The organism is Streptomyces sp. NBC_01446, from assembly GCF_026340095.1.
Lineage (GTDB): Bacteria > Actinomycetota > Actinomycetes > Streptomycetales > Streptomycetaceae > Streptomyces > Streptomyces aureus.
In genome coordinates this window covers 3,286,726-3,309,104 of the sequence record NZ_JAPEPO010000001.1, presented here as the reverse complement: position 1 = coordinate 3,309,104, position 22,379 = coordinate 3,286,726, and the positions used below count along the sequence as shown (strand labels likewise).

At 72.4% G+C, this 22,379-nt stretch carries 17 protein-coding genes; 13 read left to right on the top strand and 4 right to left on the bottom strand.

Annotated features, from left to right (window positions below):
* Positions 1-62: 62 nt before the first annotated feature.
* On the bottom strand, positions 63-1,460 hold the full coding sequence (locus OG456_RS14640; protein WP_266561037.1) for an SWIM zinc finger family protein: 1,398 nt from the start codon (positions 1,458-1,460) through the stop codon (positions 63-65).
* Positions 1,461-1,639: 179 nt separating this feature from the next.
* On the opposite strand from OG456_RS14640, the gene OG456_RS14635 reads away from it, so the two are divergent.
* The 7 genes from OG456_RS14635 to sucD all read left to right on the top strand — a co-directional run bounded on the left by OG456_RS14635 (position 1,640) and on the right by sucD (position 11,608).
* On the top strand, positions 1,640-2,779 hold the full coding sequence (locus OG456_RS14635; protein WP_266561035.1) for an AAA family ATPase: 1,140 nt from the start codon (positions 1,640-1,642) through the stop codon (positions 2,777-2,779).
* Positions 2,776-5,184: a DUF5682 family protein gene (locus tag OG456_RS14630; protein ID WP_266561033.1), complete on the top strand. Its 2,409-nt coding sequence runs from the start codon at positions 2,776-2,778 to the stop codon at positions 5,182-5,184. Before OG456_RS14635 ends, OG456_RS14630 begins: the two co-directional genes overlap by 4 nt.
* Complete coding sequence (locus OG456_RS14625; protein WP_266561031.1) at positions 5,184-6,386, top strand: VWA domain-containing protein; 1,203 nt, start codon at positions 5,184-5,186, stop codon at positions 6,384-6,386. The genes OG456_RS14630 and OG456_RS14625 overlap by 1 nt, the downstream gene beginning before the upstream one ends.
* 448 nt (positions 6,387-6,834) lie before the next feature.
* A complete protein-coding gene (locus OG456_RS14620; RefSeq protein ID WP_266561029.1) occupies positions 6,835-7,500 on the top strand; it encodes a hypothetical protein in 666 nt (221 codons plus the stop codon).
* A 149-nt stretch (positions 7,501-7,649) separates the two neighbouring features.
* Entirely contained in the window at positions 7,650-9,035 is a 1,386-nt protein-coding gene (locus OG456_RS14615; RefSeq protein ID WP_266561027.1) for a hypothetical protein, read from the top strand.
* Positions 9,036-9,523: 488 nt separating this feature from the next.
* Complete coding sequence (gene sucC, locus OG456_RS14610) at positions 9,524-10,705, top strand: ADP-forming succinate--CoA ligase subunit beta (RefSeq protein WP_266561025.1); 1,182 nt, start codon at positions 9,524-9,526, stop codon at positions 10,703-10,705.
* 21 nt (positions 10,706-10,726) lie between these two features.
* Entirely contained in the window at positions 10,727-11,608 is an 882-nt protein-coding gene (gene sucD / locus OG456_RS14605) for a succinate--CoA ligase subunit alpha (RefSeq protein ID WP_266561023.1), read from the top strand.
* 115 nt (positions 11,609-11,723) lie between these two features.
* On the opposite strand, the gene OG456_RS14600 is transcribed toward sucD, so the two are convergent.
* Positions 11,724-12,896 carry a helix-turn-helix domain-containing protein gene (locus tag OG456_RS14600; RefSeq protein ID WP_266561021.1) on the bottom strand — a complete coding sequence of 391 codons (1,173 nt, stop codon included), beginning with the start codon at positions 12,894-12,896 and terminating at the stop codon, positions 11,724-11,726.
* 122 nt (positions 12,897-13,018) lie between these two features.
* On the opposite strand from OG456_RS14600, the gene OG456_RS14595 reads away from it, so the two are divergent.
* On the top strand, positions 13,019-14,701 hold the full coding sequence (locus tag OG456_RS14595) for a DUF6350 family protein (protein ID WP_266569249.1): 1,683 nt from the start codon (positions 13,019-13,021) through the stop codon (positions 14,699-14,701).
* Positions 14,702-14,775: 74 nt separating this feature from the next.
* Here the strand turns inward: OG456_RS14595 and OG456_RS14590 are convergent, their stop codons facing one another.
* Positions 14,776-15,621, bottom strand: coding sequence for a hypothetical protein (locus tag OG456_RS14590; protein WP_266561019.1), 846 nt, complete (start codon positions 15,619-15,621; stop codon positions 14,776-14,778).
* A 213-nt stretch (positions 15,622-15,834) separates the two neighbouring features.
* Between OG456_RS14590 and purN the strand changes: the two genes are divergently transcribed.
* Together purN and purH are read left to right on the top strand one after the other, a co-directional pair.
* Positions 15,835-16,500 (top strand): phosphoribosylglycinamide formyltransferase, encoded by a 666-nt coding sequence (gene purN, locus OG456_RS14585; RefSeq protein WP_100594959.1) that lies wholly within the window; start codon positions 15,835-15,837, stop codon positions 16,498-16,500.
* Entirely contained in the window at positions 16,497-18,059 is a 1,563-nt protein-coding gene (gene purH, locus OG456_RS14580) for a bifunctional phosphoribosylaminoimidazolecarboxamide formyltransferase/IMP cyclohydrolase (RefSeq protein WP_266561015.1), read from the top strand. Before purN ends, purH begins: the two co-directional genes overlap by 4 nt.
* 272 nt (positions 18,060-18,331) lie before the next feature.
* On the opposite strand, the gene OG456_RS14575 is transcribed toward purH, so the two are convergent.
* Positions 18,332-18,964, bottom strand: coding sequence for a hypothetical protein (locus OG456_RS14575; RefSeq protein ID WP_266561013.1), 633 nt, complete (start codon positions 18,962-18,964; stop codon positions 18,332-18,334).
* A gap of 235 nt (positions 18,965-19,199) precedes the next feature.
* On the opposite strand from OG456_RS14575, the gene OG456_RS14570 reads away from it, so the two are divergent.
* From OG456_RS14570 to OG456_RS14560, 3 genes are all read left to right on the top strand, one after another.
* Entirely contained in the window at positions 19,200-20,063 is an 864-nt protein-coding gene (locus OG456_RS14570; protein ID WP_100594794.1) for a bifunctional methylenetetrahydrofolate dehydrogenase/methenyltetrahydrofolate cyclohydrolase, read from the top strand.
* A 37-nt stretch (positions 20,064-20,100) separates the two neighbouring features.
* Positions 20,101-20,520, top strand: a complete 420-nt coding sequence (locus OG456_RS14565) for a DUF3017 domain-containing protein (RefSeq protein ID WP_266569247.1) — start codon at positions 20,101-20,103, stop codon at positions 20,518-20,520.
* A 644-nt stretch (positions 20,521-21,164) separates the two neighbouring features.
* Positions 21,165-22,307: an XRE family transcriptional regulator gene (locus OG456_RS14560; RefSeq protein WP_266561010.1), complete on the top strand. Its 1,143-nt coding sequence runs from the start codon at positions 21,165-21,167 to the stop codon at positions 22,305-22,307.
* The last annotated feature ends 72 nt before the right edge of the window (positions 22,308-22,379 follow it).

The window sequence follows — 22,379 nt, the reverse complement described above, 5'->3', positions numbered from 1 at the left end:
GCCGCTCCTCTCCATGGAATGGGTTCGCCTGGTGGGCTCCGTCGTCTTTGGCGGCCGGCTCGTCAGCACAGCGCCACCGCCTCTCCCGGGCCTTCGGGCCAGGCCGTGAGAGGGGTGAAGCCTCGGTGGCCGCACTCGCCGAAGACGGTGACCGGGGCTCCGCCGGACACCGCGGCCAGTCGCCACAGCCCGGGACCCGACGCCGCCTTCGGAGTGATCGGGACCGCTAGTCGTTCCGAAGCCGCTCCCGCCGGATCCGGTCGCTCCAAGTCACCGTCCGCGTCCGCCAGTTGCCAGCCGCCGCTCGCCTCGTCCGGGGTCGGAACGACCCGGCTCAGCGTCACCGGCCAGGACTCCAGCCATGGGTCGCGGCCCAGCGCGTCCCCGTACCGTGCCGCCGCCTCCGCCACGCCTGCCCCCTTGGGCCGTACGGGACTTGGGGCGGGCGCCGTGAACTGCTCGCCCAGGTCGGCGCGGAGCTGACCGTCTCCCGCGTACGCGGAGAGCTCGGCGTCCAGTGCGAGGCCGACCGGCAGCGAGAGCGCCGGGGCGCGGCCCGCCGCCCCGTAGGAAAGGAGGAGCGCCGTGTGGCCGGACTCTGTCCCGTGCAGCCATGTCCGGCGTGTGGTGAGCCGGCTGTCGGCCGTGTCGTACTGCGCCAGGACCAGCCATCGGTCCCGGGTGGGCCGCCCGTCCGCCGATGACGGCAGTCCGATGCGGGAGCGGACCGTCGCCGCGAGTTCGGCGGGGAGCAGGTCGCGGCGCAGCCAGCCGCGGTCGAGGAGGTGCAGCAGCGCGCATTCCTCCAGGAGCCGCACCGGCCAGCCGGGACCGGACGCGGGTATCGCTCCCAACTCTCTTACGCGCGCGGCCAGTCCGGGCGCCTGCGCGTCCACCATGCGGGCCGCGGTCTCCTCCCACATCCCGTAACCGGCCTGCTCGGCCGAGGCGAGGCCGCCGCGCAGCAGGTCCGCGAGCCGCTGCTCCAGCTCGCTCGCGCCCGCCGTGACCCGCTCGGCACGGCGCTCGGCCCTGCGGCGCACGGCCTCGGGATCAGCGGCAGCGCCTCCAGACGCATCCGTCTCCCGCTTGGTCTGCGCCCGCTTCCTGCGCCCTTCGGCCCACGGCTCCGCCCAGTCCGGAAGCGTCTGCGCGTCCGGCACCGAGCCGTCCGCCCCCGCCCACAGCAGGAGCAGCCCGAGCGCGTGCTTGCACGGGAACTTACGACTCGGGCAACTGCACTTGTAGGCCGGGCCCGCCGCATCCGCGACATCCACGACCGTCTGATACGGCTTGCTTCCACTGCCCTTGCAGAGCCCCCACACCATCCCCTCGCCCGAACTTCCCGCCTCCGACCACGGTCCGGCGACGCCCAGCTTGCTTCCCGCCTTGCGTGACGGAGCGTCAGGCGCCAGTGCCAGCACCTGGTCCGCCGTCCAGCGCACCCCCTGCTGAGTCATGTTCTCGAAGGTAGGTCCCGCCACTGACAATCGCCGGTGGCGCGGGTGTCGGCGCAGGTCAGCGGCGTGCGACCGGTGATTGTCAGTGGTGTGGTGCACGGTGGAGTCACATCCCGGCCGCGTGCTCGGGACGTGCCGGACGTGCCGGCTGAGCCCGGCCGAAATCGAGGGGGATCGCCATGACCGTGTCCGTCGAACCGACCGAGAAGAGCGCCGCGTCCGCGGGGGATCAGGGAGCCGCGCAGGCGCTGCGGCCGCATGCCGAAGACGCCTTCGCCGCCGAACTCGCGGCGCTGGCCGCGCAGGACGACCGGCCGCGCCCGGAGCGCTGGCGCCTCTCGCCGTGGGCCGTTGCCACGTACCTGCTCGGCGGGACGCTGCCCGACGGGACCGTCATCACACCGAAGTACGTGGGGCCGCGCCGCATCGTCGAGGTCGCCGTCACCACGCTCGCCACGGACCGCGCCCTGCTGCTGCTCGGTGTGCCGGGCACCGCGAAGACATGGGTCTCCGAGCATCTCGCGGCGGCCGTCAGCGGCGACTCGACGCTGCTCGTCCAGGGCACGGCGGGTACTCCCGAGGAGGCGATCCGGTACGGGTGGAACTACGCGCGGCTGCTCGCGCACGGCCCCAGCCGTGACGCCCTCGTGCCCAGCCCCGTCATGCGCGCCATGTCCGAGGGCATGACGGCCCGGGTCGAGGAGCTGACCCGCATCCCGGCCGACGTGCAGGACACGCTGATCACGATCCTGTCGGAAAAGACCCTGCCGATACCGGAGTTGGGCCAGGAGGTGCAGGCCGTCAGGGGCTTCAACCTGATCGCCACGGCGAACGACCGGGACCGGGGGGTCAACGACCTGTCGAGCGCGCTGCGCCGCCGCTTCAACACCGTGGTGCTTCCGCTGCCGGAGAGCGCCGAGGCGGAGGTCGACATCGTCTCGCGCCGCGTCGACCAGATCGGCCGCTCCCTCGACCTGCCGGCCGCTCCGGACGGTTCGGACGAGATCCGCCGCACCGTCACGGTCTTCCGCGAGCTGCGCGGCGGCGTCACCGAGGACGGGCGTACGAAGCTGAAGTCGCCGAGCGGCACGCTGTCCACGGCCGAGGCGATCTCCGTCGTGACGAGCGGACTCGCGCTGGCCGCCCACTTCGGGGACGGGGTGCTGCGGCCGTCGGACGTCGCGGCGGGCATCCTCGGCGCCGTCGTCCGTGACCCGGCCGCGGACCGGGTGGTCTGGCAGGAGTACCTGGAGGCCGTGGTGCGTGAGCGGGACGGCTGGAAGGACTTCTACCGCGCGTGCCGCGAGGTGAGCGTATGAGCCAGCGGGGGAGGGGGCCGCTGCTGCTAGGGGTGCGGCATCACGGCCCCGGTTCGGCCAGGGCTGCGAGGGCCGCGCTCGACGCGGCCGGTCCGGGTGTCGTCCTGGTCGAGGGGCCGCCCGAGGCGGACGCGCTGGTGTCGCTCGCCGCCGACGAGGACATGGTGCCGCCGGTCGCGCTGCTGGCGCATGTCGTGGACGAGCCGGGGCGTTCCGCGTTCTGGCCGCTGGCCGAGTTCTCCCCGGAGTGGGTCGCGATCCGCTGGGCCCTGGAGCGGGACGTGCCGGTCCGTTTCATCGACCTGCCGGCGGCGCACAGCCTGGCCCTGCGCGCGCAGGCCGTGACGCCGGACGACCTCGAGGGGCTCGGGGAGCAGGGCGAGGATCAGAGCGGGGACGACGTCAGGGAGGCGATGCGTGTCGATCCGCTCGCCGTACTCGCCGAGACCGCGGGACACGACGACCCGGAGCGCTGGTGGGAGGACGTCGTCGAACACCGGGCCGGGGCGGAGGACGCGTTCGCGCCGTTCGAGGCGCTCGGTGAGGCGATGGGGGCGCTGCGGGAGGAGTACGGCGACGGGGGGCACGGGCTGGACCTCGTGCGGGAGGCTTATATGCGCCTTCAACTGCGCGCCGCGCAGAAGGAGTTCGCGGACAGGGTCGCGGTGGTGTGCGGTGCGTGGCACGTTCCGGCGCTGCGCGTGAAGACGACCGTCGCCGCGGACCGGGCCGTCCTCAAGGGACTGCCCAAGGCCAAGGTCGACATGACCTGGGTGCCCTGGACGCACCGCCGTCTCGCGCGGGCCGGGGGATACGGAGCGGGCATCGACTCGCCCGGCTGGTACGGGCATCTGTTCAGCGCCCCGGACCGGCCCGTCGAACGCTGGATGACCAAGGTCGCCGGGCTGTTCAGGGACGAGGACAGGATCGTGTCGTCGGCACACGTCATCGAGGCGGTGCGGCTGGCCGAGACGCTCGCCGCGATGCGGGGCCGTCCGCTGGCCGGACTGACCGAGACGACGGACGCGATCCGCGCCGTGATGTGCGAGGGGTCGGACGTACCCCTGTCGCTCGTCCACGACAAGCTGGTCGTGGGAGACGTGCTCGGCGAGGTCCCGGACGCGGCGCCCGCCGTGCCGCTGCAACGCGACCTCACACGGCTCCAGCGCTCCCTGCGGCTCAAACCGGAGGCACTGGAGCGGGAGTTGGAGCTCGACCTGCGCAAGGAGACCGACGCGGCGCGCAGTCGGCTCCTGCACCGGCTCCGCCTCCTCGACGTCGGTTGGGGCGAGCCGGCCCGGTCCGTGCGCGCCTCCACCGGCACGTTCCGGGAGACCTGGCGGCTGCGCTGGGAACCCGAGCTGTCCGTGCGCGTCGCCGAGGCGGGGGTCTGGGGCACGACCGTGCTCTCGGCCGCCACGGCCAGAGCCGAGGCGGACGCGATCGGCGCCCAGGCCCTCGCCGACGTCACGGCTCTCGCCGAGCGCTGCCTCCTCGCCGAACTGCCGGAAGCCCTCCCGGTGGTGATGCGCGTACTGGCCGACCGCGCCGCGATGGACGCGGACGTCGGCCATCTCGCCCAGGCACTGCCCGCGCTCGTCCGCTCCCTGCGCTACGGCGACGTGCGGGGCACGGACACCCAGGCATTGAGCGAGGTCGCGGCCGGTCTCGCCGAGCGCGTCTTCGTAGGCCTGCCACCCGCGTGCGCGGGGCTCGACGGGGACGCCGCGGCCGAGATGCGCGGGCATGTGGACGCGGTCCACACGGCGGTGGGGCTCCTGGAGAACGACGGGACGGCCGGACACAGAGGCCGCTGGCACTCCGTGCTGCGGGTCCTCGCTGCACGCGACAGCGTGGCCGGCGTGATCCGGGGACGGTGCGCGCGCCTGCTCCTCGACGACGGACAGCTGGCCGAGGGCGAGGCCGCGCGGCTGATGGGGCTCGCCCTCTCACCCGGCACCGGGCCCGCCGAGGCCGCCGCCTGGATCGAGGGGTTCGTCGGCGGCGGCTCCGGCGGCGGGCTGCTCCTCGTACACGACGAGCGGCTGCTCACGCTCGTCGACGACTGGCTGACGGGCGTCTCCGCCGACGCGTTCACGGACGTACTGCCGCTGCTGCGCCGCACCTTCTCCGCCTACGAATCCGGTGTGCGCCGCACGCTGGGCGAGCTGGTGCGGCGCGGGCCCGCGGGGACGGGACCCACGGCGGCCGTGAGCGCGGCACCGCCGGGGTTCGCGCCCGGCCTCGACCACGCGCGCGCGGACGCGGTGCTGCCCGTGGTGCGGCTGCTGCTCGGGACGGACGACGCGGACGCATACGCAGAAGCCACATCCGGATCCTGCTCCTGCCCCGGGTCCGGGTCCGGTTCCGGCCGGGGTGACAACGACCTTGTGGGGGTGGCCTGATGGCGGTCGACCAGGTGGACGAGCTCAGCGAGGGAGCCCGGGACGAGCGGTTGCGGCGCTGGCGGCTCGTGCTCGGCGGGGACGAGGCGGACGGCACCGGCTGCGCGCTCGGCGGCCAGGACGCGGCGATGGACGGCGCCCTGACCGCGCTCTACGGGAGAGGGGACAACAAGGAGGGACGGGGGCACGACCGTTCGGCCGGCCTCGGGGCGTCCGCGCCGTCCGTGGCGCGCTGGCTCGGCGACATCCGGACGTACTTCCCGTCCTCCGTCGTCCAGGTCATGCAGCGCGACGCCATCGACCGCCTCGGCCTGTCCGCGCTGCTGCTCGAACCGGAGATGCTGGAAGCGGTCGACGCCGACGTGCACCTCGTCGGCACGCTGCTCTCCCTCAACAAGGCGATGCCGGAGACGACGAAGGAAACCGCACGCGCGGTCGTGCGCAAGGTCGTCGAGGACCTGGAGAAGCGCCTCGCCACGCGGACCCGCGCGACGCTCACCGGCGCGCTCGACCGCAGCGCCCGTATCAACAGGCCCCGCCACCACGACATCGACTGGAACCGCACGATCGCGGCCAACCTCAAGAACTATCTCCCGGAGTACCGAACGGTCGTCCCCGAGCGGCTCATCGGATACGGCCGCGCGTCCCAGTCGGTGAAGAAGGAGGTCATCCTCTGCATCGACCAGTCGGGCTCGATGGCGGCGTCCGTCGTCTACGCCTCCGTGTTCGGCGCCGTGCTGGCCTCGATGCGGTCCATCAACACGAGGCTCGTCGTGTTCGACACGGCCGTCGTCGACCTCACCGACCAGCTCGACGACCCGGTCGACGTCCTGTTCGGCACGCAGCTCGGCGGCGGCACCGACATCAACAGAGCGCTCGCGTACTGCCAGTCGCAGATCACCCGCCCCGCCGAGACCGTCGTCGTCCTCATCAGTGACCTCTACGAAGGCGGCATCCGGAACGAGATGCTGAAGCGGGTCGCCGCGATGAAGGCGTCGGGAGTGCAGTTCGTCACGTTGCTCGCACTGTCCGACGAGGGGGCACCCGCGTACGACAGGGAACACGCGGCGGCGCTCGCGGCCTTGGGAGCACCGGCCTTCGCGTGCACTCCGGATCTCTTCCCGGAGGTGATGGCGGCGGCGATCGAGAAGCGGCCGCTGCCGATACCGGACGCCGGGAACCCGGCGAACGGGAAGTCGTAAATCCGGACATGACTACCCATCGGTAACAGGGGGCTTGCGCAACCTCGGGCGTCCCGTGCAAGGATCGGTGCGGCTGTTCTCATCCCCGCGCCCACGCGTCCCCGCGTCCCCGCGCCCCTCGTACGGGAGGGTTCCCCCCACCTTGACTTGCCCGATCGCTCTGCCTGGTGCCGCTCCGCGCGTCGTGCGCGCAGCGGCCGGGCGGCGTGCGCTGAACGTGGCGCTCCGGGTGATGTTCCTTGCGGGCGGCCTGATCGTGCTGGGCCTGCTGTGCGGGGGAAGGGCGCACGCGGCGGAGGGAGTTCTGCCGCCGACCGAGGCCGCTGGCGAGCAGGCGGTCCACGCAACCGCTCACGCGCCGGTTCACGTATCCGTCCCCGCGCGGGCGGCACACCACACGCCTCCCGCCACCGGTTCCCGAGCAGTCGGGGCCGTGCGGGAGCAAGCCGTGGAGCCTGCCAGGAAGCGCATGGTCGAGCCGGTCCGGACCCACGTGGCCGAGCCGGTCCGGAACCAGGTCGCCGCACCCGTCGTACGAGAAGTACGCGAAGCGCGGGGGACGGTCCGGGACGCCGTACGGGAAGAGGCCCGGGAAGTGGGTGAGTTCGCCGGAGGGATCGTCGGCGAGCTCGCCGACGAGGCTCCGCCGCGGTTCCTGCCCGCACCGCCGTCGATGCCGGGCCTGCCGGGCAACCCGGGCCGGCCCGGCGAACCCGGCACCCCCGGTCCCGCAGGGGACGGCGCCCACGCGGCACCGGCTCCGAGCGCCGGAACCCATGCGGCCGCCGGGCACGGTGATGCCGCGCGGCCCGGCAAGCGAGAGGCAGCCGAAGCAGCCGTCGGCGACGTGTTCGCCCCGGCAGGCGCCGCCGCCGTACCCGCACGGACCACGGCCACGAAGGCGTCCGGAACCTCGACTCCCGCCCCCGCGTTCCCCAGCGGCAGCGCGGTCGGCCAGTCGGCGGGGGACGGCAGTTCGACGCGGCACTCCGATCTCGCCGCGGCAGCCTTCGGCAGCGGCGCGACGGCCCGGCTGCTGCCCGGGGCGACGGCGTCCTCCCACGCCGCGCCCACCCGCGACAGGTACCGAGACATCCCCGAATTCCCCGGCTAGGGCAGCCCGTTCCCCGCACGTGACCTGCCGCGCGGGGGCGGCACAGGTCTGCCCGCCGACCGGACCACTCCGGCCGGATGCCGCCGGCCCACCGCTGGACCACTCCAGCGCGGGACCGGAATCCAGAATTCGAAGGATCTGACGCAAGCATGAACAAGAACATCCGCCGTTCCATCGTGATAGCCGCCGGCGTCTCCGGTGCGTGGGCGCTCGGCTCCGCCGTCGCCAGCGCCGACGAGATGCCCGCCCACTCCGTGGCGGTGCCGGACCTGGCCGGTGACGTGGTCACCGATGTGCAGGGCACGGTCTCCCACGTCCAGGGCACCGTCGACGACGTCACCCACGGCACCGTCGGCTCGGTCACCGGCAAGGCCCAGGACACCGTGGCGGGCGTGACCGGCCAGGCCCGGACGACCGCGTCCGGCGCCGCCTCCACGGTCTCCGGAACCGTCTCCGGCACCGCCGCCAAGGCCGCTCCCCAGGCCGGTCCCGCCGTCACCGGCGCCCAGGGCACCGTCCGGCACGCCGACGCCCGGGTCGAGGCGGCCGCCTCGCACGCCAAGCAGCAGGCCCGCAGCTACGTCGAGGGCGTCACCACGGTCGCCGACACCGCCCGCACCGCCGCCGCCCGCGCCGCGCACGCCCGCACCGCCGGGGTCCCGAACGTGTCGGCCGGCGCCGTCGCGCAGAACGCCGGCGACCGGGCCGCAGCCGTCCAGGACGGCGCCACCCAGGAGATCGACTACCTGTTCGGCCCCCTGTCCGCGTTCGCCCCCGACGTCGACCGCACGGTGACCGGCGCGCAGGGCCAGGTCCAGGGCGCCACCGCCCAGGTCCAGAACATCGCCGCCCAGGCGTACGGCACCGCGGCGCAGGTCCCGGGCTACGCCCAGAACGTCCCGGCCACCGCCTCCGGCGCCGTGGGCGGAGTGACGACCGCCGCCGGTCCCGTCGTCGACGAGACCTCGGCCGCGGTGCTTCCCCCCATCGCCGCGACCGCCGTGCACGGCGTGGTCCCGGTCGCCGGACAGGCCGTCGGTGACGTCGGCACGCTCGCGGGCGGCGCGGTCGGCGACGTGACGCCGTTCGCCGGTGGCGTCGTCAGCCACGTCACGCCGTTCGCGGACGGGGTCGTGGGCCAGGTCCAGCCCTTCGCGCAGTCGGTCGTCGCGGACGACGTGACGCCGTTCACGGGCGGTGTCGTCGGCGCGGTCCAGCCCCTCGTGCAGGCCGTGTACGACCAGGTGCAGCCGGTCGTGCAGGGCGTCGGCGGCAGCGCGACGTACCTGGCGCAGGGCGTCGTGGGCGACGTCGCGCCGTTCGCCGGTGGTGTGGTCGGCGACGTGACGCCGTTCGCCGGCGGGGTCGTCGGTGAGGTCTCGCCGTTCGCGCAGGACCTGACTGGCACGGTCGGCGCAGACGCGCAGCCGCTCGCCGGGAACGCGGTCCAGGGCGTCCAGGGTGTGGCCGCCTCGGTCGCCCCCAGCTACCTGACGCACGCCACGGACGCCGCCGCCAACGGCATCGGCATCTGAGGTTCCGCAACTGAGAAGTCCGCCTCCGCAACCGCGGAACGCGCCGACGCACTGAAGCAGGCGGACTGAATGCGTCGTCTGCGGGCAGCCGGGGACCGGAGTGACAGGCCGGGCCCGGCCCGGCAGATGGCGGCGGGTGGTCCCCATTGGGGTGAGGATCACCCGCCCGGGCCCTTCCCGGTCCGGCGGCAGGGCTCTCCAGGTCCTCCCACCGGGCCTTTCCGGGGCTCTCAGGGGCCTCACCGGGCGCACCCCAGGCCGGTGAGGCCCCGATCTGTGACTGTTATCACCGCCCAGGTGCGACCTGCGATTTAGGGGCCCGGGGCCAGCGGCGATAACCTGCGAGACGGACATGCCGCGTACCGGACTCCGTCCTACGCCTCCCTTGTGACAGCGCAGTCACGTTGCCCTCCGCGGCACGCCCACGCAGACAGCTGACCACAATGCAGCGAGATCGCAGCGAGATCACGGAAAAGGGACGGACGCGCGTGGACCTGTTCGAGTACCAGGCGAGGGACCTCTTCGCCAAGCACGGTGTACCGGTGCTGGCCGGTGAAGTCATCGACACGCCTGAGGCGGCCCGCGAGGCGACCGAGCGTCTTGGCGGCAAGTCCGTCATCAAGGCGCAGGTGAAGGTCGGAGGCCGCGGCAAGGCCGGCGGCGTCAAGCTCGCCGCCACCCCGGACGAGGCCGTCGCTCGCGCGACGGACATCCTCGGCATGGACATCAAGGGCCACACGGTCCACAAGGTGATGATCGCCGAGACGGCCCCGGAGATCCTCGAGGAGTACTACGTCTCGTACCTCCTCGACCGCACCAACCGCACCTTCCTCGCCATGGCGTCCGTCCAGGGCGGCGTGGAGATCGAGGTCGTCGCGGAGGAGAACCCCGACGCCCTCGCGAAGGTGCCGGTGGACGCCAACGAGGGTGTCTCCAAGGAGAAGGCCCAGGAGATCGTCGCCAAGGCGAAGTTCCCGGCCGAGGTCGCCGACCAGGTCGCCGACATCCTGGTGACGCTGTGGGACACCTTCATCAAGGAGGACGCCCTCCTCGTCGAGGTGAACCCGCTCGCCAAGGTCGCCTCCGGCAAGGTCATCGCCCTTGACGGCAAGGTCTCGCTCGACGAGAACGCGGACTTCCGCCAGCCCGACCACGAGGCGCTCGAGGACAAGGACGCAGCCAACCCGCTCGAGGCTGCCGCCAAGGCCAAGAACCTCAACTACGTCAAGCTGGACGGCGAGGTCGGCATCATCGGCAACGGCGCCGGCCTGGTCATGTCGACCCTGGACGTCGTCGCGTACGCCGGTGAGAACCACGGCAACGTGAAGCCGGCCAACTTCCTGGACATCGGTGGCGGCGCGTCCGCCCAGGTGATGGCGAACGGCCTGGAGATCATCCTCGGCGACCCGGACGTCAAGTCCGTCTTCGTCAACGTCTTCGGTGGCATCACCGCCTGCGACGAGGTCGCCAACGGCATCGTGCAGGCCCTGGCCCTTCTCGCCGACAAGGGCGAAGCGGTCACCAAGCCGCTGGTCGTGCGCCTCGACGGCAACAACGCGGAGCTCGGTCGCAAGATCCTGAGCGACGCCAACCACCCGCTCGTTCAGCGTGTGGACACCATGGACGGCGCGGCCGACAAGGCCGCCGAGCTCGCCGCGGCTGCGAAGTAAGGAAGAGGGACTCAGACCACCATGGCTATCTTCCTCACCAAGGACAGCAAGGTCATCGTCCAGGGCATGACCGGTGCCACGGGCATGAAGCACACCAAGCTCATGCTCGGTGACGGCACGAACATCGTCGGCGGCGTGAACCCGCGCAAGGCCGGCACCAAGGTCGACTTCGACGGCACCGAGGTCCCGGTCTTCGGCACGGTCAAGGAAGCGATGGAGGCCACGGGCGCCAACGTGTCCGTCCTCTTCGTGCCGCCGGCCTTCTCCAAGGCCGCCGTCGTCGAGGCGATCGACGCCGAGATCCCCCTCGCCGTCGTCATCACCGAGGGCATCGCCGTCCACGACTCCGCCGCCTTCTGGGCGTACGCGAAGTCGAAGGGCAACAAGACCCGCATCATCGGCCCGAACTGCCCCGGTCTCATCACCCCGGGCCAGTCGAACGCCGGCATCATCCCGGGCGACATCACGAAGCCGGGCCGCATCGGTCTGGTCTCGAAGTCCGGCACGCTGACGTACCAGATGATGTACGAGCTCCGTGACCTCGGCTTCTCGTCGGCCGTCGGCATCGGTGGCGACCCGGTCATCGGTACGACGCACATCGACGCCCTCGAGGCGTTCGAGGCGGACCCCGACACCGACCTGATCGTCATGATCGGCGAGATCGGCGGCGACGCCGAGGAGCGTGCGGCGGACTACATCGCCAAGCACGTCACCAAGCCGGTCGTCGGCTACGTCGCGGGCTTCACCGCCCCCGAGGGCAAGACGATGGGTCACGCGGGCGCGATCGTGTCCGGCTCTTCTGGCACCGCACAGGCCAAGAAGGAGGCCCTCGAGGCCGCCGGCGTGAAGGTCGGCAAGACGCCGACCGAGACGGCCAAGCTGGCGCGCGAGCTGCTCTCGTAGTTCCGCCACCTGCCTGACATCAGTGGGCCCGCACCCTTCCGGGGGTGCGGGCCCACTGTCGTTCGTCCGTGCGGGAAGCCCATGAGAGAAGCCTGTGCGGGAAGCCCGTGGGGGCTCAGTCGACCTCGGGGGCGAGGCGGTGCGGGCCGCTCTCTGCCGCCTTGTGCAGCTTGTCGCGCAGCTTCTTGTCCGCGCGCGTGAGCGGTCCCGGCCCCGTCCGCGGCGGTACGCCGCTGATCATGGCGCCGGGGGCGGGGACGGGTTCGTAGCGGGTCGGGGCGGTGTGCAGCGTGAGGGCCGTCGCGCCGATGATCAGGACGGTGACGGCGATGGCCGAACGGGTCCAGAACCGGGTCCGGCGCTCGCCGTCCGTGCGGACGAGGGTTGACTTGGGGGCCTGGAGCTTCTCGGCGCCCGCGAGTTCGGTCAGGCGCCGGTGGAGCTGGTCGGGCACGGCGAGTGCGGGCAGCTGCTCGGCGACGGCCTCCCGCGCGTGGAGCAGCCGCTGTGCCGCCGCGGGCGTGGTGGCCTCCGTCTCGGCCGCGGTCTCGGGCAGATCGAGCCCGACCCCGTCGTAGAGGAGCAGGGTGCGGCGGTACGAGGACGGCATGCTCAGGAGTACGTCGAGCAGCGCGCGGTCGTCGGCGTCGGCGGGCGGCGCCTCGGGGTGCCGGTGGCTCGGGCGGAGCCGGTGCCAGGGCGACATGGCGTACTCGTACGCGGCGGCCCTGACCCAGCCGGCGGGATCGCGGTCCACGGCGACCTCGGGCCAGCGCTGCCAGGCGAGCTGGAAGGCGCGCTCCACGGACTCCCTGGCGAGGGTGCGGCGGCCGGTGAGGAGGTAGGCCTGGCGGACCAGGCCGGGGGCCGCGTAGGCGTAGAGCCGGTCGAAGGCGTCCGTGGCGTCCTTCGGGAACGCCGCCGGGCCGGTGCTCTCGCCCGCTTCGGCCGCGGCCCGCACCCACCCTCCGCCGCGCTCCTGACCCCGGTCGAGCGGGGCGGAGTCCCAGCGTCCGACGGATCGTCTGCTCCGGACGGGCGTCGCCGTGGCGGTGGCCGCGGCCGTGGCGGCCGGCGCTTGTCCCTCCGCCCCGACGCTCGCCAGGAGCTTCGCGTACGTATCCCTCTTGTGGCCCCTCGGGGTGCTGCGTCCGGATTCCCATGCGCGGACCGTTTCGCAGGTGACGCCTACTTTCGCGGCGACCTGAGCCAGGGTCAGCGACTTCGACTCGCGGAGCCTACGGCGCTCCTTGGGGGTCGGCAGCGGGGAGGCAGAGCTCTGTGTCATAGGGAACTCAACACACCCTTTCGCGTGAAAAACTACATAAACGTATCTTGGGCGACACATCCGGTCTTCGCCTGTTACGCGACTAAAGCGTGTGTCATTGGGAGCATGGCCGCGTGACCCAAATGACCGACCGTGGCCTGTCGTTGCCGCTCCTGCTCTCCCGCGTGCGTGACCGCTCCCCGGGGCCTGCCGCCTGCTTCTTCGGCGGGGTCCTGGCGGCCGGGCTCGGGCTCGGCTCGTCCGCCGTGCTCGTCATGGTGCTGTGGATCAGTTCGCCCTATCCGGACAGCGGTCCCGGCGGTGCTCTGCACGCCGCCGCCGCGCTGTGGCTGCTCGCGCACGGCGCCGAGGTCATCAGGACGGACACGTTCTCCGGGACCCCGGCGCCGATCGGTGTCGCGCCACTGCTCCTTCTGGTGCTTCCGGTGTGGCTGCTGCACCGTGCGGCGCGGGACTCGGTGGAGGGCGAGGACGACGGGGACGCCCCGCAGATGGCCTGGTGGACACCGTGGTGCGGGGTCGTGGCCGGGTATCTGCTGGTGGGCGGCGGCGCCGCGTTCTACGCGTCGGGCGGTGAACTGCGGCCGTCCTGGCCGAGCGTCGCCGCGCATCTGACGGTCGTCGCCGTGGCCGCCGCGGGTGCCGGGATCTGGACGGCCCACGGCCGCCCGGGCACCCCGCTGCCCGCACGCCTGCGCCATCGTCTCGACGCTCTCCCGGACGGCAGGCGCGAGGTGTTCGTACGACGTCTGCTGCCGGTCGCCGCGCGGGCCGCGGCCGCCGGGGTGCTCATGCTCTTGGCGGGCGGCGCGCTGGTCGTGGCGGCGTCGACGGTGTGGCACATGGGGGCGGTGCGGCATTCGTTCGAGCAGATGACGGACGTGTGGTCGGGACGGCTCGCGGTGCTCCTGCTGGCCGCCGCGCTGGTGCCGAACGCGGCGGTGTGGGGCGCCGCGTACGCGCTCGGGCCCGGCTTCACGCTCGGCGGGGGAAGCGTGGCCGGGCCGCTCGGGGTGTCGTCGGGGCCGCTGCTGCCCGCGTTCCCGCTGCTCGCGGTGGTGCCGGAGCCGGGTCCCGGGTCGCCGCTCACCTGGTCGGCGGGGGCGGTGCCGATCGTGGCCGGGCTGACGGTGGCGTGGTTCGTGGCGGGGGCGGCGGCGCCCAGGCACGGGGAGCGGGACGAGGTGTGGTCGCGGGGGAGCACGGCGATGGCGGTGGCCGTCGCGGCGGTGCTGTGCGGGCTTCTCTTCGCGGGGCTCGCGATGGCGGCCGGCGGGCCGATGGGCGTCGCGGGGCTCGCGGAGTTCGGGCCCGTGGGGTGGCCGACAGGGCTCGCGGCGACGGGGTGGACGGTGCTGGTGGGGGTGCCGGTGGCGGTGGGACTGCGGGCCCGGCGGGTCAGGGTGCCGCGCGACGAGCGGGTCGGTGAGCCGCTTGAGGGGCGGACCGGGGAATCGTTCGAGGGGCGGGCCGGAGAATCGTTCGAGGAGCGGGCCCCGTCGTGGTGGCGGCGCCCCCGGCTCCCCTCCCCGAAGAGCTGGCTGCCGCGCCGGAGCCGGGAGGGGGCGACTCGGGCCGGGCAGGCGGAGTCGGACGACGCCGCGTTCGAGCCGTACGACTTCTTCCCCGCGGACCCGTTCTCCGCGGACCCCTTCCCGGGCGGGCCCTGGCCGGACGAGGCCACGAGGGAAGCGCGCTGGGCAGCGCTCAAGGAAGCGTCGGACACGAGCAGGGACACGGACCCGGACGACAGCGCCGGTGAGAACGGAGGCGCGGCCCGCGAAGCACGGTCGGACCCGTCCTAGCCAGGGCCTCTCGCATGGATCATCTGGGCTCGCACAACGCGGCAGATGTGCGTGCCTGATCCAAACGAAAGACCCTAGTCGCGCGTGCCGAGCAGCGTGCGCAGTTCCTTCGGGAGCTTGTCGTTGCACGCCTTCTGGGACGCGCTGGTCAGCGCGTCGTTCACGCACGTGTAGTAGTCGCTGTAGACCAGCTGTGCCGTGAACGTGGCGGCGACCAGTGCCAGGGCGAGGGAGCCGGTGACCAGGCCGCTGACGGCCGCCGTGGTCTGCGGTCTCGATCCGGTGGCGGGACCCGTGGGGGCCGGAGCGTCCGGGTTCGGCTTGCGGGGCTTGGCGCGCAGGGCGCTGACGCCCCAGTACAGGGCGAGCGCGCCGAGCAGCAGCGCCACGTAAGGCCAGCTGAACAGGGCGAAGAAGAAGCCCCACATGCCGGAGAGCAGAGCGTAGCGCGCGCGGCGCTGGGCCGGGTCCGCCGGGTCCCAGCGCATGCCGGAGCCGGGTCCCTGAGGGCCTTCGGGCCCGCCCTGGCCCCCGGGTCCGCCGCCCTGGCCGGGGCGGTCGCCGAAGCCGCCGCCCTGGGCGCGGCCCGGCTGCCGGTCGCTCCACTGGCCGCCCCACGGGTTCCGGTCCCCGCCCGACCCGTCGCCCTGCCCGTCCTGGCCGCCCTCGGGGCGGCGCGGCTGCCACGGGCGGTCGGGCGAGCCCTCGGGCGGCGGCGCGAACGGGTTGTCGTCCTTGGCGGGCTTGGAGAGCTTGGAGGGCTTGGACGATTCAGGGGACTCAGGGGACCCAGGGGACTTCTTGGGGGAATCCGACGACTTGGGTGGTGTGTCCTGGGGCGGAGGAGGCGTGGGACGGCCTTCGCGCAGCAGGGTCGAGCCGGCGGGCAGCAGCGGCAGGCGGAGGCTTCGGTCCGGCATCAGGTGTGCGTCTTCCCCTAGGTCGATCGTGGCGCGGCTGCGGGCGAGCCCGTCCTGAAGTGAACGTCCCGCGAGCGGTCGGCGTTCCTTCGGTCGGCGAATCCGCCACAGACGCTACCTTCCGGCCGCGCCCCCGTCCCGTGGGGGCCGCTCCATGTGCCGGTATCGTTGCTGACGGTCGACCGCTTCGTAGAGTTCCCCGTATCGGGAACCATGAAGCCTTTGTGCGACCCTACAAACGCACTCCCGAGAAAGGCCCTCGCTGTGGCCAAGCGGCTCGTCGTGCTGGTCTCCGGATCAGGCACGAATCTGCAGGCTCTGCTCGACGCCCTCGCGGCCGAGGGCGCGGAGGGTTACGGCGCCGAGATCGTGGCCGTCGGCGCCGACCGTGACTCCATCGCCGGGCTCGAGCGCGCCGAGCGCGCCGGGCTGCCCACCTTCGTCTGCCGGGTGAAGGACTTCGCCACCCGCGAGGAGTGGGACCGGGCGCTCGCCGAGGCCACGGCGGCGTACGAGCCTGACCTCGTGGTCTCGGCCGGGTTCATGAAGATCGTGGGCAAGGAGTTCCTCGCCCGGTTCGGCGGGCGGTTCGTGAACACGCACCCCGCCCTGCTCCCCAGTTTTCCCGGAGCCCATGGTGTGCGCGACGCGCTCGCGTACGGCGCCAAGGTCACCGGATGCACCGTCCACTTCGTCGACGACGGCGTCGACACCGGCCCGATCATCGCTCAGGGCGTGGTCGAGGTCCGGGACGAGGACGACGCGAGCGCTCTGCACGAGCGCATCAAGGAAGTCGAGCGCAGGCTGCTCGTCGATGTCGTGGGGCGTCTGGCCCGCAACGGCTATCGCATTGAGGGACGAAAGGTAGTTATCCAGTGACCGCCGAGAGCAACAAGCGGCCCATTCGCCGGGCGCTCGTCAGCGTCTACGACAAGACCGGTCTGGAAGACCTCGCGCGCGGGCTGCACGAGGCGGGCGTGGAGCTGGTGTCGACCGGCTCGACCGCTGCGAAGATCGCCGCTGCCGGGGTTCCCGTCACCAAGGTCGAGGAGCTCACGGGCTTCCCCGAGTGCCTCGACGGGCGCGTCAAGACGCTGCACCCGAAGATCCACGCGGGCATCCTCGCCGACCTGCGCCTGGAGGACCACCGGCGCCAGCTCGCCGAGCTCGGCGTGGAGCCCTTCCAGCTCGTCGTCGTGAACCTGTACCCCTTCAAGGAGACCGTCGCCTCGGGTGCCACTCCCGACGAGTGTGTCGAGCAGATCGACATCGGCGGCCCCTCGATGGTGCGCGCCGCCGCCAAGAACCACCCGTCGGTGGCCGTCGTCACCAGCCCCGCCCGGTACGCCGACGTCCTCTCGGCCGTCCGCGACGGCGGCTTCGACCTGACCGCCCGCAAGCGTCTCGCCGGTGAGGCCTTCCAGCACACGGCGGCGTACGACGTCGCGGTGGCCTCCTGGTTCGCCGACGGCTACGCGGCTGCCGACGAGAGCGGCTTCCCCGAGTTCCTCGGCGCGACGTACGGGCGCAAGAACGTCCTGCGCTACGGCGAGAACCCGCACCAGGGCGCCGCCCTCTACGTCGACGGCACCGGCGGTCTCGCCGAGGCCGAGCAGCTGCACGGCAAGGAGATGTCGTACAACAACTACACGGACACGGACGCCGCGCGCCGTGCCGCGTACGACCACGACGACCCGTGCGTCGCGATCATCAAGCACGCCAACCCGTGCGGCGTCGCGGTCGCGTCGAGCGTCGCCGAGGCGCACCGCAAGGCGCACGCCTGTGACCCGGTCTCCGCGTACGGCGGTGTGATCGCCGTGAACCGTCCGGTCACCAAGGAGATGGCCGAGCAGGTCGCGGAGATCTTCACCGAGGTCATCGTCGCGCCCGAGTACGAGGACGGCGCGCTCGAGGCCCTCACCAAGAAGAAGAACATCCGCGTGCTGCGCGCCCACCAGGGCCCGTCGGCGGTCGTCGAGACGAAGCAGATCGACGGCGGCGCGCTCCTCCAGGTCACCGACCGCGTCCAGGCCGACGGCGACAACCCGGCGAGCTGGACCCTCGCCACGGGTGACGCGCTGTCCCCGGGCGAGCTCGACGAGCTGGCGTTCGCCTGGAAGGCGTGCCGCGCGGTGAAGAGCAACGCGATCCTGCTGGCCAAGGACGGCGCCTCGGTCGGCGTCGGCATGGGCCAGGTCAACCGCGTCGACTCCTGCAAGCTGGCCGTGGAGCGCGCGGGCGCGGAGCGGGCGCGCGGCTCCTTCGCCGCGTCGGACGCGTTCTTCCCGTTCCCGGACGGGCCGCAGATCCTGATCGACGCCGGTGTGAAGGCGATCGTCCAGCCCGGCGGTTCCATCCGTGACGAGCAGGTCATCGAGGCCGCGAAGAAGGCGGGCGTGACGATGTACTTCACCGGCACGCGCCACTTCTTCCACTGAGACTCACTGAGACTCGCCGAGTCGCGCTGAGCGACGCACGACCGCGGGCCGTGCCTTCTCCTGTGAAGGCACGGCCCGCGCGTCTGAACTGTGCGTCGCTGTGCGGTGGTTCGGTCGGTGGCGGCGCCACGGCGACGCCGCACAAAGACCCCGTCCCCCCGCCGGACGATCCGGCAGAGCAGGGGTACAGCGAAGGGCCGCGCTCCCCTTGTGACGGGAGAGAGCGGCCCTTACGCGTGAAGGGTGGGGACCCTGGTTCGCCGCGAACTCGATCAGTAGCGCGGGCGGTTGAACCAGGTGGACGCGGCGCTGTTCACCATGGAGCCGAGGATGATGCCGGCGATGGCGAGCGAGATGAGTCCGCCGAAGGTCGCCGAACCGCCGCCGCCGCTGATGGTGTTCACGAGACCACCGATGATCATCAGCGACGCGTAGACGATCGTCGTGATGCGGATGCCGCTTCCGCCGTTCTTGAACTTGACGCCCAGGAAGATCGACAGAGCGCCGAGGGCCACCATGAGGGCAGCGACGAGGAAGCCGAGCCCGGCCAGCGTGTCCGTGGCGTCACCGGAGCCGACGCCGTTGGACACGTCCTGGGCCGCGCCGACCGCGATGCCCGCGATGACGCCGAAGAGGAGCTGGAAGCCGGCGAGGATGAACAGGAGCACGCGCGCGGTCTTCATCAGGCCGGGCATCTCGATCGGCATGACATTGCCGCCGGGGAAGCCGGGGTACGCGGGCTGGCCCTGCGGGTAGCCGTAGCCCTGCTGGGGCGGGGGGCCCTGGGGTGCCTGCGGGTAGCCGTAGCCGGGCTGGCCCTGGGGAGCCTGGGGCGCCTGCGGCGGGTAGCCGGGCTGCTGACCCTGCGGCGGACCGTAGGGGTTGTTCGGGTCGCCGAAACTCATGGCTTTTCCTCCGTTGCCTTAGTGCGGGGACAACGCGCGGCACCAAGTGGAGGAAAGGTCTACAGAGCGGTCGTCCCCCCGGTACTGCCCGCGGCACTGTTGCCGCTCATGGTTCTTTAGGTGCGGCTTATTTGTCCAGCCGCATTCCGTATGCGTTGTGGAAGTGCAACAACGGTGATCAAGCTGGGACGCCCGGATTGGAACCGGGGCGGTCCCATCCGCGAAGATGGGAGGCATGACCGCCCAGATTCTCGATGGCAAGGCCACCGCAGCCACGATCAAGTCCGATCTGTCCGCCCGTGTGGCGGCCCTGAGGGAGAAGGGCGTCACGCCCGGCCTCGGCACCGTCCTGGTCGGTGAGGACCCGGGCAGCCAGAAGTATGTCGCGGGCAAGCACCGCGACTGCGCCCAGGTCGGCATCGCCTCCATCCAGCGCCACCTGCCGGCCACCGCCACGCAGGAGGAGATCGAGGCGGTCGTCCGCGAGCTCAACGAGGACCCCGCCTGCACCGGCTACATCGTCCAGCTCCCGCTGCCCAAGGGCATCGACGAGAACCGCATCCTGGAGCTGATGGACCCGGCCAAGGACGCGGACGGCCTGCACCCGATGAACCTCGGCCGCCTCGTCCTGAACGAGCCGGCGCCGCTGCCCTGCACCCCCTTCGGCATCATCACGCTGCTGCGCGAGCACGGCGTGGAGATCAACGGCGCGGAGGTCGTGGTCGTCGGCCGCGGCGTCACCATCGGCCGCCCGATGCCGCTGCTGCTCACCCGCAAGTCCGAGAACGCGACCGTCACGCAGTGCCACACCGGCACCCGTGACCTGGCCGCCCACCTCAAGCGCGCCGACATCGTCGTCGCCGCCGCGGGCGTCCCGCACCTGATCAAGCCCGAGGACATCAAGCCGGGCGCCGCCGTGCTCGACGTCGGTGTCTCGCGTGACGAGAACGGCAAGATCGTCGGCGATGTCCACCCGGGCGTCACCGAGGTCGCCGGGTGGATCTCCCCGAACCCGGGCGGCGTCGGCCCCATGACCCGTGCCCAGCTCCTCGTGAACGTCGTCGAGGCCGCCGAACGGAACGCGAACGGTGTCGGCTGACGCCGGCACCGGCACCCCGGAAGGCGCCGAGGGTGCGGTGTCGGCCCCGGGCGCCGATGGGGAGCCGCGGCGTGCCTCGCGCCGGTTCCCGCTCTTCACCAGGGACACCGCGCGCCCCGAGGGCGGCGGCCGCGCGGCGCCGGGCGACGCCCCGGCCCCGGCGCGGCAGTGGCCGATCCTCGCGGTGATATCGCTGGTGGGCGTCGGGCTGCTGCTCACCGCGTTCGACGTGTTCCGGGTCGGGACGCTGCTGATCGGCGTCGCCCTGATCGGCGGTGCGGTGATGCGCTGGACGCTCCCGTCCGTGGGCATGCTCGCGGTGCGCTCCCGTTTCACCGACATGGTGACGTACGGGTTCCTGGGCGTCGTCATCGTGCTGCTCGCGCTGATGGTGCAACCGAATCCCTGGCTCGTCATCCCGTTCCTGAACGACACGCTGCACTTCACGATCAGCTGACGCCCGCAGCGCACGCACAAAGGCGGCGCCCGTCCTCTCCCCCGAGGGAGGACGGGCGCCGCCGGTCTTTGCGGTCCGGGTCGTCCACGTGGGCCTCGCCCGGGCCGTGCAGATCTCCTCGCCGTGGTCATCAGAGTCATGGACGCGTCAGGTGTCCTTCAAGGTTGAGCGGGCCGCTGTGGCACGGAAGTGACCATTCCGCCACGGTGTGCGAGGACGGCAACGATCGGTCTGCCGGACGCTTCCCGTAATGGCCCATTCCTCCTGTGTCGAAGTGTGTTGATGTATCGACAAGTTCACGGATTTGCCATCTGTTGCCTCAACAGCGGGGTTACCGTGGGCAATCGGGACGGTCCGGGGCGACCCAGGCGCTGAGCTGGGGCGTTCGAGGTTCCGTGCGGGGGTGGGGGACCCCGGTGGGACACTGGACCGTGGATCTCCGGTCGTGCAACGGCGCACGCCGGTGGGCCGAACGCCGTCGAATGCCCCCGTGCGCCCCCGCCCCCGGAACTGACATCCTGGCTCCGCGCATCCCACTGGGTAGCCAGAGTGGGCCGGCGAGGCCAACGCCGGCCGAGGCCGGCGCGAGGGGTGCGGCGCGGCGCGGGGGATCAGGGCACGTACGGGGGGAATAGGGGGAAGCAATGCCTCGTTGGAGGGCGCTACCGGATGAACTCGACCCGCAGGTCAGGGAGTTCGCAAGCCAGCTCCGCAGGCTCGTCGACCGCAGCGGACTGAGCATCGCCGCGGTCGCGGACCGCACCGGGTACAGCAAGACGTCCTGGGAGCGGTATCTGAACGGCCGGCTGCTCGCGCCCAAGCGCGCGATCGTGACCCTGGCCGAGGTGACGGGCACCAATCCGGTCCATCTGACCACCATGTGGGAGCTCGCGGAGCGCGCCTGGAGCCGCTCCGAGATGCGTCACGACATGACGATGGAGGCGATACGGATCTCCCAGGCGCGCGCAGCGCTGGGGGAGTTCGGGCCCACGGCCACGAAGGCCGGCAAGAACGGCAGCGCGGGCGGCGGCGGCAGGACGGCGGCCAGGCCGTCCGGCGGCGGCGCGACCGGCGCCGCGGGGCCCGCGGGCGTCGCACCGACCGTGCCGCCACAGGGGCAGGCTCCCCTGGCGGACTCGCTGCCGTACGGGAGCGAGAGGGAGCAGGCGTTCCGTCCGGGGGAGCGCGCCGGGGGAGGCGTTCCGTACGCGGAGGGGGCGGGGGCCTACGCGGGCGGCGACGGTCGCGGACCGGATGTGCAGCCAGGGACCGGCGGCGGTTCGCCGGACCGGCAGCGCCGCAAGCGCCGGCTGACGATGTTCCTCGCGGGCGTCGTGGGCGCGCTCGTCGTCATCGCCGCGGCTATGTACCTCACGGACGCGGGCAAGGGCGAGAAGGACGACCACGCGAAGCCGGAGGCGACGCCGACCAGCAGCGCCCCCGAGCTGCCCGCGGGAGTTCAGTGCAGCGGCAAGGACTGCACCGGCAAGGACCCCGAGGCGATGGGCTGCGGAGGCGAGTTCGCGCGGACCACGGACTCCGTGCTCGTCGGCCAGGCCAAGGTCGAGGTCCGCTACAGCAAGACGTGCGGGGCCGCGTGGGCGCGCATCACGCAGGCGGCGCCGGGCGACGAGGTCCGGATCCAGCAGGCCGGCACCACCGGTGTGCAGAAGGGCACGGTCAACGCGGACCTCGACGCGTACACCCCGATGGTGGCCGTCACGAAGGCGAGCGAGGCGAAGGCCTGCGCCACGCTGAAGGCCGGCCAGAAGGGCTGCACGCAGTAACGGCGGAGACGTCGCGAAATTCCATGCGACATGGGGGCATGCCTGCCCCGGTCCGGGGCAGGCGGAGCAGTA